Origin of the sequence: Globicatella sanguinis (genome assembly GCF_002847845.2) — a bacterium.
Classification (GTDB): Bacteria; Bacillota; Bacilli; order Lactobacillales; family Aerococcaceae; genus Globicatella; species Globicatella sanguinis.
This window is the reverse complement of the sequence record NZ_CP126962.1, coordinates 1,303,970-1,320,546: the sequence shown is the minus strand read 5'-3', so window position 1 is coordinate 1,320,546 and position 16,577 is coordinate 1,303,970. Positions and strand designations below refer to the sequence as shown.

Sequence of the window (16,577 nt, the reverse complement as noted above, 5' to 3'; positions counted from 1 at the left end):
GTGCTTTTTGTAGGTATCCCGTTTTTTGATGATTTTTTAATAAAAGAACAAAGTTTGATTCGTTAAGGTTCCTCTGATGGATTAAAGCTTGAAATTATAGCTTAATTTACGTAAAATTGATTTGTTATAAAGAATATTAAAATTTACATACGTCGTATTTTATCTAGAAAGGATTTATTGAATGAAACATCCAAATGTTATTATTCTTTTATCCATTATATTTTTAAGTGCTTGTAGTAAAGAGCCGATGATTCGATTAAGTGAAGAAAGACAAGCCTATATAACGGAAAAGCAAAATATTGAACAAGCGTCCCACAAAAATAAGGAAGCAGAAAAAACGATAAATATTGAGATTACGAATGAAGTGGCTTATGATGAGACGATGAGTTTTGAAAATATCGTTGATTTTATCCCGATACAACCTAATCAAATGAATCAATTTATTGAGAATGATCAAGAATTTTTTCGATATATGGAGTTTGTTGACGGTAATTTAAAAAGGATGCAAGTCAGGGAACAAACACCGACCGCCATCTCAAATCACTATTATGCCTGGGATGCAACACAAATCACTGATTTAGGTATTGGAGAAGGCACCATCATTCCAAGTAATCAATTATCTAACATATCTACAGAAGGGTCCAAAATAATTTTAAGGGCACCAATCCAAAAAGGTAATTCTTGGGAAATGACGTCTGAGGAAGTAGCCAGTATCACTAATTTATTTGAAACAATAGATATAAACGGAACGACTTATCAAGATGTAGTAGAAGTTACTTATCAAGATGGCCAACAAATAAAATATTTTGCTAAAGGTTTGGGTATTGTAGCTGAAATTAATCAAGATGATAGCTTAGTCCTATCAAGCATTAATCAGAATAGTTATTTTCAAGTCCAAATCCCGATTAAAGCACCACAACAAGTAGATAATAAATTGGCATTAGTCGATGATGTGGCGCCAATAAAGTTTCAAACGAATGAAGAAACAGCTAATATTTACACAAAATTGTTTCAAACATTAGGTTGGATAACACCAGATATTTCAGTTAATAAAATTAATAAAGAAACTTCTTATATTAATGTCGATTTTACACCGGGTATTATTGCAGCTATGAATCAAAATGAAGCGACAGAACGAGGGATTATTCCAGCGATTGTCATGACTATGATAGAACATTACGGTGTGGAAGCTGTTCAATTAACCGTTGATGGTTTAGGCATGACCCCTAATACCATAAGTTATCCTGATGGTGGATTATGGTATCCTAATGATATGTGGAAAACTGATATTAACCAATCGTTTTCATAATTAAGTAAAAGTTGGTTAGGCAAACACATGATAAATTCAGTCGTTTTTGCTTGATAATAACAATGACAATTTTTGAGTGGCATTAAGCTATGTTTTAAAGACCCGTTTGATACCGACTCAACTTAAGGACTGAACAGATGAAGTAAAATGATTTGATTTTTCTACATCTTAGACACTCCCATTGTATTTTATGACACAATAATGAATACTTCACAAATATTATCGATGTCGATAGTTGCATTCTGAAACTATTTTTTGTATAATTCAATCGAAATGAATACTAAGCAGTCAAAGTGCTAACTACTCCTATGATGAATAGGGGGAGTTTAGGCACTTTTTTATATTTTAAGAAGGAGCGTGATGATATGTACCAATTAGACACAATTGCTGCTATTTCCACAGCTTTAGGGGAAGGTGCTATCGGGATTGTACGTTTAAGTGGGTCTGAAGCAATTCAATATGCTAATCAAATTTTTAAAGGTAAAGATCTTCAAAAAGTCGCATCACATACCATTAATTACGGTCATATAATTGATCCTCATAATAACGAGATAATGGATGAAGTTATGGTGAGTGTCATGCGTGCACCACGATCATTTACGACAGAAGATATTATTGAAATAAATTGTCATGGTGGCATAATGGCCGTTCAAAGAATATTAGAGCTGGTCTTAAAACAAGGGGCACGATTAGCCGAACCAGGAGAATTCACCAAACGCGCATTTTTAAATGGAAGAATTGATTTATCGCAAGCAGAAGCGGTGATGGATTTAATTCAAGCTAAAACTAGTAAGGCCATGAGCGCATCTGTGAATCAATTAAGTGGAAGTTTATCGAAAAAAATCCGTAGTTTGAGACAAAATATGTTAGACACACTAGCACAAGTAGAAGTAACCATTGATTATCCTGAATATGATGATGTAGAAGAATTATCATTAAAGCAACTTGAAGAAACAGGATTGGCTGTTAAGAAACAAATCTTAAATATTTTATCTCAAGCTCAACAAGGAAAATTATTTAGAGATGGTATTAAAACCGCTATTGTAGGTCGTCCTAATGTTGGGAAATCGAGTCTTTTAAACCGATTAATAGGCGAAGATAAAGCGATTGTTACTGATATAGAAGGAACAACACGTGATATCATAGAGGAATATGTCAACGTAAGAGGTGTTCCATTACAATTAATTGATACTGCAGGCATTCGTGAAACGGATGAAGTAGTAGAGAAAATAGGTGTAGAAAAATCGCGTAAAATGATAGAACAGGCCGATCTGATCATCTTAATTTTAAATCAATCTGAGACATTACAACCGGTAGACAAAGAATTACTTGAAGCAACGAATGGCATGAATCGCTTAATCTTATTAAACAAACAAGATTTAAAACCTGCCTTGACGATGGAATCTTTGAGTCCTTATATTAAACAAGATGAATTAATTGCAACCTCTATGATAGAAGAACAAGGCATCGAAGTTTTAGAAGCCGCAATAGAGAAAAAGTTTTTCGCTGGTGAAATCCAATCAACAGATGTTAACTACTTACTCAATACACGTCATGTCGCATTGCTTAATCAAGCGGTTGATTCATTAAATGAAGTATTAAGTTCTGTTGAGATGGGAATGCCAGTTGATTTAATTCAAATCGATTTTACAAAAGCATGGGATCTTTTAGGCGAAATAACGGGTGAGAGCGTTCAAGATGAATTATTGAATAAACTGTTTAGTCAGTTCTGTCTAGGAAAGTAGAGGCTAAAATGAAATTATCAACAATATGTTATATCGATAATGGTTCACAATTATTATTGTTACATCGTAATAAAAAAGAAAATGATATTCATCAAGGTAAATGGGTCAGTGTCGGTGGTAAGTTTGAAATAGGTGAAACGCCAGAAGAATGTGCTAAACGAGAAATTTATGAAGAAACAGGATTAATTGCTGAAAAATTGGAATTATGTGGATTTATAACATTTCCAAATTTCACACCAGATGGACAAGACTGGTATAGTTTTGTCTACCGTGTCACCGAATTTTCAGGAAATTTAATTAAAAATTGTCCAGAGGGTACTTTGGAATGGGTCAACTATGAAGATGTTATGAACAAACCGACTTGGGAAGGCGATTATATTTTTCTACAATGGATTTTAGATCGAAGACCCTATTTTTCTGCAAAATTTACTTATGTCGCTAATCAACTTATAGAACAAAGTGTCGTATTTTATTAAAAGGGGAAATTAGATGAAACAATTTGAAGCAGGTTCCTATGACGTTATTGTCGTAGGTGCGGGACACGCTGGGTCGGAAGCAGCTCTAGCCAGTGCCCGGATGGGAAGTAAAACATTATTGTTAACATTAAGTTTAGAGATGGTCGCTTTTATGCCATGTAATCCATCTATCGGTGGACCAGCTAAAGGCGTCGTAGTGAGAGAAATCGATGCTTTAGGTGGGGAAATGGGGCGCAATATCGATAAAACGTATATTCAAATGCGTTTACTAAATACTGGAAAAGGTCCAGCAGTTCAAGCTTTAAGAGCACAAGCGGATAAACAGCTATATGCTCAATCGATGAAACAAGTGTTAGAAAACTCCGAGAATCTAGATTTAAAACAAGGATTAGTAACTGAGTTAATTGTTGAAGATAATCAAGTAAAAGGTGTTGTGACTTCAACAGGTGCGCGTTATTTATCGAATGCAGTTGTTTTAACTGCAGGAACATCCTCTAGAGGACGTATCATAATTGGTGAATTAGGATATTCATCAGGTCCCAACAATACTTTACCATCTATTAAGTTATCAGAGAATTTATTAGAATTAGGTTTTGAACTTGCTCGTTTTAAAACAGGTACTCCACCTAGAATTAATAAAAACTCAATCGATTTTGATCAAACCGAAATACAACCAGGTGATGAAAAACCTAATCATTTTTCATTTTTAACACCTGATGAAAGTTATAAAGAAGAGAGTGTTCCTTGTTGGTTAACCCACACGAATGAAATGACTCATGAAATTATTAGAGGGAACCTTCACCGAGCACCGATGTTTAGTGGAATAGTCGAAGGAGTAGGTGCACGCTATTGTCCTTCGATTGAAGATAAAATTGTTCGTTTTAGTGATAAACCACGTCATCAAATCTTTATCGAACCAGAAGGATTAGGTACAGATGAGATGTATGTTCAAGGATTATCTACTTCCATGCCAGAAGATGTTCAAATGGAAATATTGCATTCTATAAAAGGATTAGAGAATGCACAATTGATGAGACCGGGATATGCAATTGAGTATGACGTTGTAATTCCCCATCAATTAACACTATCGTTAGAAACAAAACTTATTAATGGTTTATTTACAGCAGGCCAAATGAATGGAACGAGTGGTTATGAAGAAGCTGCAGGACAAGGTTTAATTGCAGGGATCAATGCTTCACTAAAAGTTCAAGGAAAAGAACCTTTCATAATGAAACGTAGTGAAGGATATATCGGAGTAATGATTGATGATTTAGTTACCAAAGGCACAACCGAACCCTATCGACTGTTAACCTCCCGTGCTGAATATCGTTTATTATTACGCCATGATAATGCAGACTTAAGATTAACAGAAATGGGATATCAACTAGGATTAGTGACTCAAGAACGTTATGATTATTTTATCACTAAGCAAAATCTAATCGAACTAGAATTAGAAAGATTAAGCAATATTCGTTTAACTCCAAAGACACCAGGATTGGTTGATTATTTAGATAGTATTCAATCAACACAATTAAAAGATGGTATTTTAGCAGTAGATCTACTAAAAAGACCAGAGGTTCGATATCGAGATTTAATCAGCATCATACCTCGTGAGGAAGGTCCATTAGAACGTCAAATAGCAGAGCAAATTGAAATTCAAATAAAATACGCAGGTTATATTGTTAAGGCAAACCAAAGAGTCGATAAAATGAAATCAATGGAAGAAAAGTTCATTCCAGAAGATATTGATTATGATGCGGTGGACAGTTTAGCAACAGAAGCCAGAGACCGCTTGAAAAAAATCCAACCTAGTACACTAGGACAAGCAAGTCGAGTGAGTGGTGTCAATCCAGCGGATATTGCGATTTTAACCGTATATATTCAACAAGGAAAAATTGCTCGCTTAGGCGATAAAAAATAATCGTATGAAATTAAATCTTTAAAGAATGTCATTCAAATTCATATTGTTAACTTTATTAAAAAATAAGAGTCGAAATGAGTAAAAAACTTGTTTCGGCTCTATTTAATATTCATAGAGATGGATAAGTAATACTATACATAACATGATCATCATATCGCGATATAAACTATTAGATAGAGTCCATATAATTGTGTAAAAAGAAAGGGTCACTTATCCCTCCATAACTGGTACAATGTTTTTAGGAAAAATAAACAAACCAGGAGGAATTAAAATGACCCAAGTACATTTTACACTGAATTTAGAAGAAATTCAAAACTTAATTGACGTAGAAGTCAAAGACAACATAGCTAAGAGTATTCTAACCAAGGTTTTTAATCAACTGATGGAGAAAGAACGGGATGAATACTTAGATAACGAAGCCTATCAACGCGATCCCAATAGAATGACTTATCGTAATGGCTATTACAATCGTGACTACACAACAAAACTCGGAACGTTAAACCTCAGAGTGCCAAGAACAAGAGATGGCAAGTTTTCAACAGAAATCTTTGAACGCTACCAAAGAAATGAAAAGGCACTTCTGTTAACCATGCTTGAAATGTATATCCAAGGTGTCTCTACAAGAAAAGTTTCGAAAGTCATTGAAAATTTATGTGGGAAAACCTATTCTAAATCATTTGTCTCTTCCCTTACGAAACAACTGGATGAAGAGGTTCGACAATGGCGTCATCACGATTTAAGTTCTGTCCAATACGCTTACCTAGTGGTGGATGTTATTTATATAAAAGTAAGAGAAAATCATAAGGTTGTATCCAAAGCTTGTCATATCGCAATCGGAATTAGTGAAGAAGGAAAACGAAGACTCCTCGGTTTTGACATCAGTGATGGCGAAAGTGATTACTCTTGGTCTCGCTTCTTTAACTACTTAAAAGAAAGAGGCCTAAATGGCCTTAAAATGGTTATATCTGATGCACACACGGGTCTAGTAAAAGCAATTAAGGAAAACTTTCTGAATGTTTCTTGGCAAAGATGTCAGGTTCACTTCTTAAGAAATATCTTAGCTAAAATACCGAAAAAAGAGACCAGAGAATTTAAAGAAGACATCAAGGCACTGTTTCGTATTCAGGATATTAAGATTGCCCGCATCGTTAAAAACGAACTTTTTAAAAAATATGAAGGAGAAAAGAAATATCAAGCCAGCTTAGCGATTCTTGATGAGGGATTTGAAGACGCCTTTACTTATCTTAGCGAATCGGTTGTTCATCCTAGACTTAAAAGTACCAATTGTCTGGAACGGTTAAATGAAGAGATTAGAAGACGGGAAAGAGTCATTCGGATTTTCCCTAATGTTGAATCTGCTTATCGCTTAATCGGAGCAATGTTAATCGATCAAGACGAAGAGTGGCTAACAGCAGATAGAATATATATTCAAATGTAATTCATTTTTTGCCCTTCAACATTTTAATTGCTTCTAAGAACCTGTCAAGGGTCGCCTTGCTTTCCCCCTTGACAGAACCCTGCCAGCAATTAGTTGATCGTTAAGGCAAAAAATGGAATAAAAAAATGTGCTAGTTATTTTTACACAATATTATGGACTTGACTAACTATTACAATATTGTAATCATAATAATTTTTCAATAGTAGTATTATCAAATATCAAAATATAGGCAAATTTCAAGTTTAAATTAGCCAGCGTTCATCATCTCAAATGGTGATTTGTAGTTGAACATTCTTTTCGGATAATGATTAATCCAGTTTTCGATTTTCTTTACTTCTAATTCCGTTACATCTGTTGTTCCTTTAGGTAAAAACCGTCTTATTAGTCGATTGTGGTTTTCGTTTGTTCCCCGTTCATATGAACAATAAGGATGGGCATAATAAATATGCTCATAAGGAAAGACTTCATGCAGTCTAAAAAATTCAACACCATTATCCGCTGTAATTGATTTAATCGCATATTCATTGAGTATATCTAATAAAGCATTATTGACGGATGCCGCCTGTTTATTTGGAATCAGTCGAATAATTTGATGGCGTGTCCGACGATCGGTTAATACGAGTAAACATTTATTGGTCTTGCGCGTTAGAATCACGGTATCAATTTCATAATGACCGTACTCACCACGCTGATTAATGACTTCCGGACGCATTTCTATAGATTGACCTTTCACTCTAAATTGCGAGCTAGTATTCTTACGTTTTTTCTTTGATTTACGCGGATAAAGTAAGTCATTCGATGTTAAGCCTAAATGTCCGTTATGAATCCAATAGTAAATCGTTGAAACAGGAACGTTGACAAGATTAGAATGAACGATCATTTCTGGTGAATATTTCATTTCGGTCAGAAAATGAACGAGTGTTTCTTTGGTTTCCTTATCAAGTGACACTTTGCGTCCGCACTTGTCGCGCTGTTTTAAATACTGAGAATGAGCATACTCAGCAGAATAAATCTTTTTGAAGCGACCTTTTCTAACTTGTTGAAGAACGAGCCCTCTTTTTATTTCATTATGAATCGTTTGAGGGGCTTTATCTAGAAGACGCGCAATTTCGCGATTAGACTTGCCACTACGGTGCCAACGCTCAATATTGTGACGATCGTCTAGTGTTAAATGTTTATTTCGGGTCTTGCTTTCTGCTGAAAATGAATTATAATGATGATACATCTTAAAACGTCCTTTATTCTGGTTTTGTCACTACAATAATAACGTTTTGAGATGTTTTTTTCTATATTTTTTTCTATACCGTAGCACTTGACTGAATCGTCGAATCGGGTGCGGGGTCACTCCCCGACCTTCCGCACTTCGCTTAAATTTTCGGTCGAGTCATTTAGCTTACCCGATTCTCCCATTAAGTAAAGTGCTACTGTTATATTGATAGCCATAAAATAGTTCCCCTCCCAACCGCAACTAGCAGCTTTATTTTCAATCATAAAAAATGGGAAGAATTCACAATTTAAGTGGCGTGGCGAAATCACCAGCACTATTTTTATATACAAAAAGCCTGTGATTTCCTCTATAATTAAGTTGTCCAAAAATAATAGAAAGTAGGAAATCACATGGCTACAAACAATAATACTAAAATTTTACTTGGAATGGAAGACCTTAATATCAATATCGAACAGAATGATTTTGATGAAGAATGCTATTTCTCAGTTCATCAATTTAAAAGTTCTACTAAAAAAATGCTTCCTGTCTCAAAAGCCTTTAAAAAAGTATTAACCGTTACAGGAACGCTAAAGAATACGCCTAAAGTGTGCCCTCATTGTGGTAGTAGTAATAATGGAGCGGAAGATATGATTGATTATGGATCTTATAGGACCGTCATCCTAATTGGGCAATATAACCTTCAACCTGCTTATCTTAAACTGACTAAGCAACGATACCTTTGTAAACATTGTCAAAAAACAACGGTTTCTCAAACCAACTTAACCAAACAGCACTGTACGATTTCATCACCCTTAAAGGTAATGATTCTTCAAGAATTAGGTAAAACGAAGCCCATCAAAGATATTGCTGAAACCTGGAATGTGTCGTCTCATACGGTACTGCGCCAATTGAAAGCCTATAGTTATCAATATAATACCAAGCCCACATCACTACCCAAACATATCGCGATTGATGAATTTAAATCCGTGAAGAATGTGAAGGCAGCTATGTCGTGTATTTTAATGGATAATAACAAACATATTGTAGTGGATGTCTTAGAAAACCGAACACAAGCTTTTTTATATGACTATTTTATGCGTTTTTCTAGAGCAGAACGATTGAAAGTTAAAACCATCACGATAGATATGAACGGGGCGTTTAAAGACTTTCTTCCCTCGATTTTTCCAAATGCTGTCGTGGTCATCGACCGTTTTCATATCGTACAACTGGTGACAAGGGCTTTAAATCAACATCGGATAGAAGTGATGAATCGTTTAAAATCAAAAAACAAACCTGATGCGAATAAGTTTAAGCGATATTGGAAACTATTATTAAAAGATTGGAATGAGTTGGAGTTCGAAGAGTATAAGAAATATTCATTATTTAAGCAATTGATTCATGAAAGGGGCATTGTCGATTATTTATTATCAAAAGATGCTACTCTTAGTCTTAGTTACCGTTTGATTCATGAAGTAATGGATGCCATTAAAGAACATTCCTATGATCAATTCATCCATGTATTGGAGGAAAGCAAGAAATATCGCCCCCCTAGAAAAATAAGAACGGCATTTAACACTTTATATCATTATCGCCATCATATACAGAATAGCTTGAAATATACGCTATCAAACGGTTGTGTGGAAGGTACAAACAATAAAATTAAAGTCATTAAACGAATCAGTTATGGATATCGAAACTTCTACCATTTAAGAAGTAGAATTATATTATCGACTGCTCATAATAATGTGAAGAATGAAGCTTATCGTCCACTATTATTTGCTGAAGAAGATGCTATTAAAAAATATGAGGAAGAATACCAAAAACAATTAGAAATGCAAAATAAGACAGCTTAATTTAAGTAAAAAAAGAGCACTTGAACATGCGTTCAAGTGCAACTATTACTATTTATGTATATGTTAACTTAAAAGTGAGCCACTATATTGATTGAAAACTGAGCCACTTTTGATAGAAAATAACCCTATTGAATAATAAATAGGGGGAATATCAGGAGTGATTGCATTGAAAGAAAAACAAACGATTATAAAACTCTACCTTGATGGGCTAAGCAAAAGAAAAATTGCTTTACTCACGAAGAAATCTAGGAATACCGTTGATAAATATATCAAGGAATATGAAAGAAGCAAGTATGAAGATGTGCGTGATCTTCCTATTGCAGAGGATATCGTGAAACCACCAACTTATAAAAAAAGAGTCGGTAGACGCAGAGTATTATCAGAATCAATTGAAGTAATGTTACGTGATTTTATTAAAGAAAATGAGTGGAAAAAGAATCATGGCATGGCTAAACAACAAATGAAGATTGTAGACATGCATGAGAAGCTGCTCGATCGTGGCTATTCTATTCGTTATACAACCGTTAGAAACTTCATTAACGAGGAGGTGACAAAAACAAAAGAAGTATTTATCCGACACCATGCGGAACCAGGATATGAGGTTGAATTTGATTGGGGAGAGATAAAATTATTTATCGATGACAAGCTAAAAACATATTCTTTGGCTGTATTTACTTTGGCACACAGTAATTACCGTTTCGCTAGAATCTATCAATCAGAATCCCAAATTTGTGTATTAGACGTTCACACAAAATTTATCAGTCACATCGGCTTTGTCCCTTCTGTCTTTACCTACGATAATATGAGAACTGTTGTTAAAAGTTTTATTGGAACAGAGAAAACCATTACCGACAGCATGATTCATTTATCCAATTACTATCAATTTAAAATTCGTTTATGTGAACCACGAAAAGGAAATGAAAAGGGACATGTGGAACGTAGTGTGGAGTTTATACGTCGTAAGGCGTTTGCCTCAACTTATCGCTTTACCAGTTTAGAAGAGGCTGAAACTCATCTTAACAATGAATTAGAGAAACTCAATCAACGTTTGCATCACGAACACAAGGCTTCTCATCTGAAATTGATGCAGACAGAAAAAGATAGGATTGGTCCTACCATGATCGCTCCTTTTGATGTTTCTGAAATATTGGAATGTCGAGTAGATAAATATAGTACGGTTGTCATTAAGCAAAATCATTACTCTGTACCAGAAGGTCATATTGGAAAATATATCATCGCAAAACTAAGTGCTGATCAGGTTAAGTTGTTTATTGAGGGTGAAATCATCGCAACACATAAACGTCATTGGGGTGTCCATCAGTGGGAAATGAATCTTTACCATTACTTAGAAACATTCAAAAGAAAAAAAGGTGCCTTGGCTCAAAGTGAATGTTTGAGACAAGCACCACAACAAATAAAAAATCTTTACCACCATCATTATATAGGAAAAGAGAAAGAATTCATCATATTACTCCACTACATGAAGGACAATAACAACTTTGAACGTGTTATGGCAGCGGTCGAAGAATTGAATGGCATTCGTTGGGGATACGTTAGCACAGAAAGAATTTTATTTCTATGCGAGCAATCAGAGCCGACAGAGGTATCTCTGGCAAGAGATGAGACAACCCATCAATCGGAAAGCAATTTGAAAGCTTATGCGAATCTGTTTCATCAAGCAGATAAGGAGGTCATTCACTATGGATAAGAAAGAACGATTAATTGAGTTATGTAGAGAATTACGATTACCCAGTATTCGGAAAATGGTGCAAGAAGAAGGAACATTTCATAATCCAACCGAAGCCTTTACGGTTCTTCTTCAAGTCTTAGAACAGGAAAAGAATGACCGCTTTATTCGTTCAAAACAAAATCGAATACGTATCGCTAACTTTCCACAAAAGAAATTGTTAGAAGAGTTAGTCATAGATGCCTTACCGGAACAAGCACAGCAAAAGTTACCCCATCTTAAATCGTTAGATTTTATTAAAGAGGGACAAAATGTGATTTTAACTGGATCGCCAGGTACTGGAAAATCACATATAGCGATAGGATTAGGGATGGAAGCTTGTTTAGCGGGCTATCGCGTCTTTTTTGCGACAGTCCCTTCCCTCATCAATCAGTTGAAAGAACATCGATCAGAAAGAACCTTACGGTCATTCGAATTAAAATTTGAAAACTACGATCTCGTCATTATTGATGAACTTGGGTATATCTCTTTCGACAAAGAAGGGGCGGAATTATTATTTTCACATCTATCTTTACGAGCGGGAAGAAAATCTACCATTATCACGAGTAATTTATCATTTTTAAAATGGCAGGAAATATTTCATGATCCCGTCCTAACAGCTGCCTTAACCGACCGTTTGACTCATAAATCACATGTTGTAAATATGGTCGGCCCTTCTTACAGAATGAAAGAAACAGAACAATGGATAAAAGATAATTCAAAGATGACAGTGGCTCAATTTTAAATTGCGAAATGGCTCACTTTTAACTTGCGAAATACATATTTACCAACACTACTTGACATAGAGCCTTTTTTTGTATACCTATATATTATTGAATCGGGTTGACATATGAACTTGGGTTCTATATTTTTTTGTGTTGGTGTAGAAACCATTAGCGCTATTTTTAGGTGTTGTTTATTTGAAATATGAACATGAGTCTACACTTTATGGTGTGTGTGAACAGAAATGACTTTGTTCATCTACAACTTTTTAAATTAATTTTTTCTCCAATGAATTTTATACATTTATATTTATTGGGCTAGCATCTACCTTAGTTATGATGGTTTTCAAATGATATAGGCCATTGATTTTAAGTTATATCATCCATTATGTTGGCAGCAGTTTATTCAGATGCTTCAACAATAGTGTTGAGGTTATCTTATGGGAGTAAAATTTCTACTTTTCATCAAAAACCAAGTGAACAATGCTCAGTTTTCTATTAAACTATGCAGTTATTATTATGGTTTGTACAACTGAATTATTTATATAAGTATATTAATATTCTTATAAATTAAATTTATAAAGCGATTGACTTGTAATCGTTTCCGTGATAATATATTTTTCAGTATAGTATAAAAAGGAGGAAAGTTATGGTTGTCTTTCGTAAGAGTTTTAATTTTTATTTACATTTACCAATAGCTTATTATTCTAAAGATACAATTCTTGATAGTCCTTTTATGTTAGATTTTTTGTATGACCGTTCAGAAGCTGATCATTATAGTAATTTTCCTTTGATTTATTCATTTGATCAATATTATTCTCGTGTTGAATGTGTGATGAGAGGTTTCTTAGTACGTGAAGCTTTATATGAATTAGTAGATAGCTGGCATTATATTCAAACGCAAGATAAAATTAATTCTAATAAATTGTGCACTCAATTAATTCGAATGAAGCCATATTTTAGTGGATTGACTGATTTATTATACGGTAAGAAGGATAGTTTCTTGCATAATGTACCATTAGAAACACTTCATCAATTTTTCGAACAATATTCTTTCGATGAGTTTATGAACCTTATTAAACCCTATTGTGAAATTGTTGATGCTAATCATTTTATTGAGAAGAAATTTTCGCTTATATCATATGTTTTTTCAAACGAATATCTAATTAATCGGTCTATTAAAGCGAATTGTATTTATTTAGAAGATTTATTAGAAAATGTAACACTTTGTGAAAGTATTTTGGAACGTTTGAATAAACCAGAATTAGCCTATATACTAAATTATTTTTTATATTTTATTAATAAATAATTTTTATGTAATCACTAGCTAAAATACTATATATATGGTACTATGTTCAATATAAACACTATATATAGTATTTGAGGTGATGAGAATGGTAGTGGATTTAAACAAAAAACAAATTAATTTTGATAGTTTAACTGTAAAAAAACGTGATGGAAGAATAGAAAAGTTCAATTTAAACAAAATGATTTTTAGTTTAAAACGTTCCGGGCATCATGATGCAGATGACAAAATTGCTGAAATATCAAACCGTATTTTTCAGGCCAATGAAGATAGTATGATTAAGAGTAGTTCCATAAAAGAGATAATATCATATGTAAATCAAAATGAATATGAAGATAAATTTGCTAAAAAGATGTCAGAAATTGAAGAAAAGGCTACTAATTTAGAATATCAAGTTAACCAACTACGTTCTCGCAACACACAAATTGTGAACGAAAATGCTAATAAAGATAGTCGTGTCTTTAATACTCAAAGAGATTTAACAGCGGGCGTTCTTTCAAAAGTAGTCGGGTTAGATTTATTGCCTAAATCGGTCAAAAAGGCTCATTTAAAGGGGCAAATTCATTATCATGACTTAGACTATCATCCGTATGCACCAATGACTAACTGTTGTTTAATTGATTTTAAACAAATGTTCGAGAATGGCTTTCAAATTGGAAATGCGCAGGTAGAATCACCAAAATCAATCCAGACAGCGACTGCACAAATGGCACAAATTATCGCTAATGTGGCTAGCAGTCAATATGGTGGTACTAGTGTTAATCGTATCGATGAATTGTTAGAACAATATGCAGAACTTAATTATAAAAAGCATCTTAAAACTGCTGCCGAGTGGATTGAAGATGCAGAGAAACAAAAAGAGTTTGCGATGAAACAAACCAAAAAAGATATATATGATTCAATGCAAAGTTTAGAGTATGAGATTAATACTTTATATACCTCTCAAGGTCAAACACCTTTTACTACTTTAGGATTTGGGCTAGGAACTTCTTGGTACGCTCGTGAAATTCAGAAATCAATTCTTAAGGTTAGAATTTTAGGTTTAGGTAAAGAAAAACGTACAGCTATTTTTCCTAAATTAGTTTTTACTTTAAAGGATGGAGTAAACTTAAATCCTATTGACCCAAACTATGATATTAAGCAATTAGCGTTAGAATGTTCTACTAAGCGGATGTATCCAGATGTGTTAATGAATGACAAAATTGTTGAATTAACAGGAAGTTTTAAAGCACCGATGGGGTGTCGTTCTTTTTTACAAGGATGGCAAGATGAAAATGGTAATGAGGTCAATGAGGGTCGAATGAATTTAGGTGTCGTGACCTTAAATTTACCTCGTATTGCGATTGAATCGATGCAATCGAAAGATCGTTTCTGGGAACTATTAGATGAACGTCTGTCAATTTTAGAAGAGGCCCTAGTATATCGTGTTGAACGTGTAAAAGAAGCATTGCCTGAAAATGCACCAATCTTATATCAACATGGTGCTTTTGGTAAACGTCTAACAAAAAATGATTCAGTAGATGAAGTTTTTAAAAACCGTCGTGCGACCGTATCAATGGGTTATATTGGACTTTATGAAGTAGGGACTGTCTTTTATGGTCCTAACTGGGAAACGAACGCTGAAGCCAAGCAATTTACAGTAGACATCTTAAAATATATGAAAGCATATGCAGATAAATTAGGTAAACAATATGGCTATCATTTTAGTATTTATGGCACTCCTTCAGAAAGTTTAACAGATCGTTTTTGCCGAATGGATAAAGAGTTTTATGGTATGATTCCCGATGTAACAGATAAAGATTATTATACTAATTCCTTCCACTATGATGTTCGAAAACAACCAACACCTTTTGAAAAGCTAGATTTTGAAGCAGAATATTTACCCTATACTTCAGGTGGATTTATTAATTATTGTGAGTATCCTAATATGCGTCAAAATCCTAAAGCTTTAGAGGCTGTTTGGGATTATGCGTATCAAAAAGTGGGCTATTTAGGTACCAATACACCGATTGATCATTGTTATGAATGTGGATATGATGGTGATTTTAAACCAACCGAAAGAGGGTTTCAATGTCCTCAATGTGGCAATCGTAATCCTGAAACTTGTGACGTCGTAAAGAGAACATGTGGTTATTTAGGAAATCCACAGTTAAGACCAATGGTAAAAGGACGTCATAAAGAAATTTCTGCACGTAAGAAACACATGAAGGGTTCGTTATAATGAAGAATCCACAACCAAAAGAATGGCGTTCAGAAGATTGGTCACAACATAAAATTGCCGATTATAAGCCATACAACTTCGTCGATGGTGAAGGGGTTCGTTGTAGCTTATATGTGAGTGGTTGTTTATTCCAATGTGAAGGTTGTTATAATAAAATCATTCAAAACTTTAACTATGGGACCTACTATACGCAAGAATTAGAAGATCAAATTATTCAAGATTTAGGTGCTTCTTATTGTCAGGGATTAACCTTATTAGGTGGGGAGCCCTTCTTGAACACGCCAGTCCTGTTGAGACTTTGTAAACGAGTAAGAGAAACCTATGGTGATACCAAGGATATTTGGTCCTGGTCCGGTTATACTTGGGAAGAATTACAACAAGAAACCGAGGATAAATTAGCTTTGCTCGAATATGTAGATGTCTTAGTTGATGGGCGATTTATTTTGGCGAAATGCGATTTAACTTTACGTTTCCGAGGCAGTTCTAACCAACGTATCATTGATGTAAAAGAAAGTAAAAAGCAAAATAAAGTTGTTTTGTATTATCAAGATGACGAGATATCAACAATGGGAACAGAAGAATGAACGTATTGCGATTAAATGATGAAACAAGATTAATGTATATTAAAGAATAAACGTATCGCGATTAAAGAC

12 protein-coding genes are annotated in these 16,577 nt (G+C 34.1%); 11 read left to right on the top strand and 1 reads right to left on the bottom strand.

Annotation, left to right across the window (positions count from 1 at the left end; all coding sequences use genetic code 11):
- The first annotated feature begins 181 nt into the window (after positions 1 to 181).
- The 5 genes from CYJ72_RS05730 (at position 182) to CYJ72_RS05710 (ending at position 6,889) form a co-directional block, all read left to right on the top strand.
- Positions 182 to 1,309: a GerMN domain-containing protein gene (locus CYJ72_RS05730; RefSeq protein ID WP_284628562.1), complete on the top strand. Its 1,128-nt coding sequence runs from the start codon at positions 182 to 184 to the stop codon at positions 1,307 to 1,309.
- A 365-nt stretch (positions 1,310 to 1,674) separates the two neighbouring features.
- Positions 1,675 to 3,054, top strand: coding sequence for a tRNA uridine-5-carboxymethylaminomethyl(34) synthesis GTPase MnmE (gene mnmE / locus CYJ72_RS05725; RefSeq protein ID WP_066126857.1), 1,380 nt, complete (start codon positions 1,675 to 1,677; stop codon positions 3,052 to 3,054).
- An 8-nt stretch (positions 3,055 to 3,062) separates the two neighbouring features.
- Positions 3,063 to 3,530: an NUDIX hydrolase gene (locus tag CYJ72_RS05720; RefSeq protein WP_284628558.1), complete on the top strand. Its 468-nt coding sequence runs from the start codon at positions 3,063 to 3,065 to the stop codon at positions 3,528 to 3,530.
- A 13-nt stretch (positions 3,531 to 3,543) separates the two neighbouring features.
- Positions 3,544 to 5,451, top strand: a complete 1,908-nt coding sequence (mnmG, locus tag CYJ72_RS05715; RefSeq protein WP_066126855.1) for a tRNA uridine-5-carboxymethylaminomethyl(34) synthesis enzyme MnmG — start codon at positions 3,544 to 3,546, stop codon at positions 5,449 to 5,451.
- 271 nt (positions 5,452 to 5,722) lie between these two features.
- On the top strand, positions 5,723 to 6,889 hold the full coding sequence (locus tag CYJ72_RS05710) for an IS256 family transposase (RefSeq protein ID WP_284628554.1): 1,167 nt from the start codon (positions 5,723 to 5,725) through the stop codon (positions 6,887 to 6,889).
- A 247-nt stretch (positions 6,890 to 7,136) separates the two neighbouring features.
- Here the strand turns inward: CYJ72_RS05710 and CYJ72_RS05705 are convergent, their stop codons facing one another.
- Positions 7,137 to 8,114, bottom strand: coding sequence for an IS30 family transposase (locus CYJ72_RS05705; protein ID WP_284628552.1), 978 nt, complete (start codon positions 8,112 to 8,114; stop codon positions 7,137 to 7,139).
- Between the two features lie 392 nt (positions 8,115 to 8,506).
- Here CYJ72_RS05705 and CYJ72_RS05700 point away from each other — a divergent pair, with 392 nt between their 5' ends.
- The 6 genes from CYJ72_RS05700 to nrdG all read left to right on the top strand — a co-directional run bounded on the left by CYJ72_RS05700 (position 8,507) and on the right by nrdG (position 16,508).
- Positions 8,507 to 9,949, top strand: a complete 1,443-nt coding sequence (locus CYJ72_RS05700; protein ID WP_284630863.1) for an ISL3 family transposase — start codon at positions 8,507 to 8,509, stop codon at positions 9,947 to 9,949.
- Positions 9,950 to 10,115: 166 nt separating this feature from the next.
- Positions 10,116 to 11,657, top strand: a complete 1,542-nt coding sequence (gene istA, locus CYJ72_RS05695) for an IS21 family transposase (protein WP_284630862.1) — start codon at positions 10,116 to 10,118, stop codon at positions 11,655 to 11,657.
- Positions 11,650 to 12,420, top strand: a complete 771-nt coding sequence (istB, locus tag CYJ72_RS05690; RefSeq protein WP_284630861.1) for an IS21-like element helper ATPase IstB — start codon at positions 11,650 to 11,652, stop codon at positions 12,418 to 12,420. The genes istA and istB overlap by 8 nt, the downstream gene beginning before the upstream one ends.
- Positions 12,421 to 13,046: 626 nt before the next feature.
- The gene (locus CYJ72_RS05685; RefSeq protein ID WP_066126590.1) at positions 13,047 to 13,706 is read left to right on the top strand and encodes a hypothetical protein; all 660 of its coding nucleotides are present in this window, start codon (positions 13,047 to 13,049) and stop codon (positions 13,704 to 13,706) included.
- Positions 13,707 to 13,791: 85 nt separating this feature from the next.
- Positions 13,792 to 15,924 carry an anaerobic ribonucleoside-triphosphate reductase gene (nrdD, locus tag CYJ72_RS05680; protein WP_066126592.1) on the top strand — a complete coding sequence of 711 codons (2,133 nt, stop codon included), beginning with the start codon at positions 13,792 to 13,794 and terminating at the stop codon, positions 15,922 to 15,924.
- Positions 15,924 to 16,508: an anaerobic ribonucleoside-triphosphate reductase activating protein gene (nrdG, locus tag CYJ72_RS05675; RefSeq protein WP_066126594.1), complete on the top strand. Its 585-nt coding sequence runs from the start codon at positions 15,924 to 15,926 to the stop codon at positions 16,506 to 16,508. The genes nrdD and nrdG overlap by 1 nt, the downstream gene beginning before the upstream one ends.
- Positions 16,509 to 16,577 lie beyond the last annotated feature (69 nt).

Coding starts and splice junctions, on each gene's coding strand:
- CYJ72_RS05730 (WP_284628562.1), top strand. CDS start 182: ATGAAACATCCAAATGTTATTATTCTTTTATCCATTATATTTTTAAGT.
- mnmE (WP_066126857.1), top strand. CDS start 1,675: ATGTACCAATTAGACACAATTGCTGCTATTTCCACAGCTTTAGGGGAA.
- CYJ72_RS05720 (WP_284628558.1), top strand. CDS start 3,063: ATGAAATTATCAACAATATGTTATATCGATAATGGTTCACAATTATTA.
- mnmG (WP_066126855.1), top strand. CDS start 3,544: ATGAAACAATTTGAAGCAGGTTCCTATGACGTTATTGTCGTAGGTGCG.
- CYJ72_RS05710 (WP_284628554.1), top strand. CDS start 5,723: ATGACCCAAGTACATTTTACACTGAATTTAGAAGAAATTCAAAACTTA.
- CYJ72_RS05705 (WP_284628552.1), bottom strand. CDS start 8,114: ATGTATCATCATTATAATTCATTTTCAGCAGAAAGCAAGACCCGAAAT.
- CYJ72_RS05700 (WP_284630863.1), top strand. CDS start 8,507: ATGGCTACAAACAATAATACTAAAATTTTACTTGGAATGGAAGACCTT.
- istB (WP_284630861.1), top strand. CDS start 11,650: ATGGATAAGAAAGAACGATTAATTGAGTTATGTAGAGAATTACGATTA.
- CYJ72_RS05685 (WP_066126590.1), top strand. CDS start 13,047: ATGGTTGTCTTTCGTAAGAGTTTTAATTTTTATTTACATTTACCAATA.
- nrdD (WP_066126592.1), top strand. CDS start 13,792: ATGGTAGTGGATTTAAACAAAAAACAAATTAATTTTGATAGTTTAACT.
- nrdG (WP_066126594.1), top strand. CDS start 15,924: ATGAAGAATCCACAACCAAAAGAATGGCGTTCAGAAGATTGGTCACAA.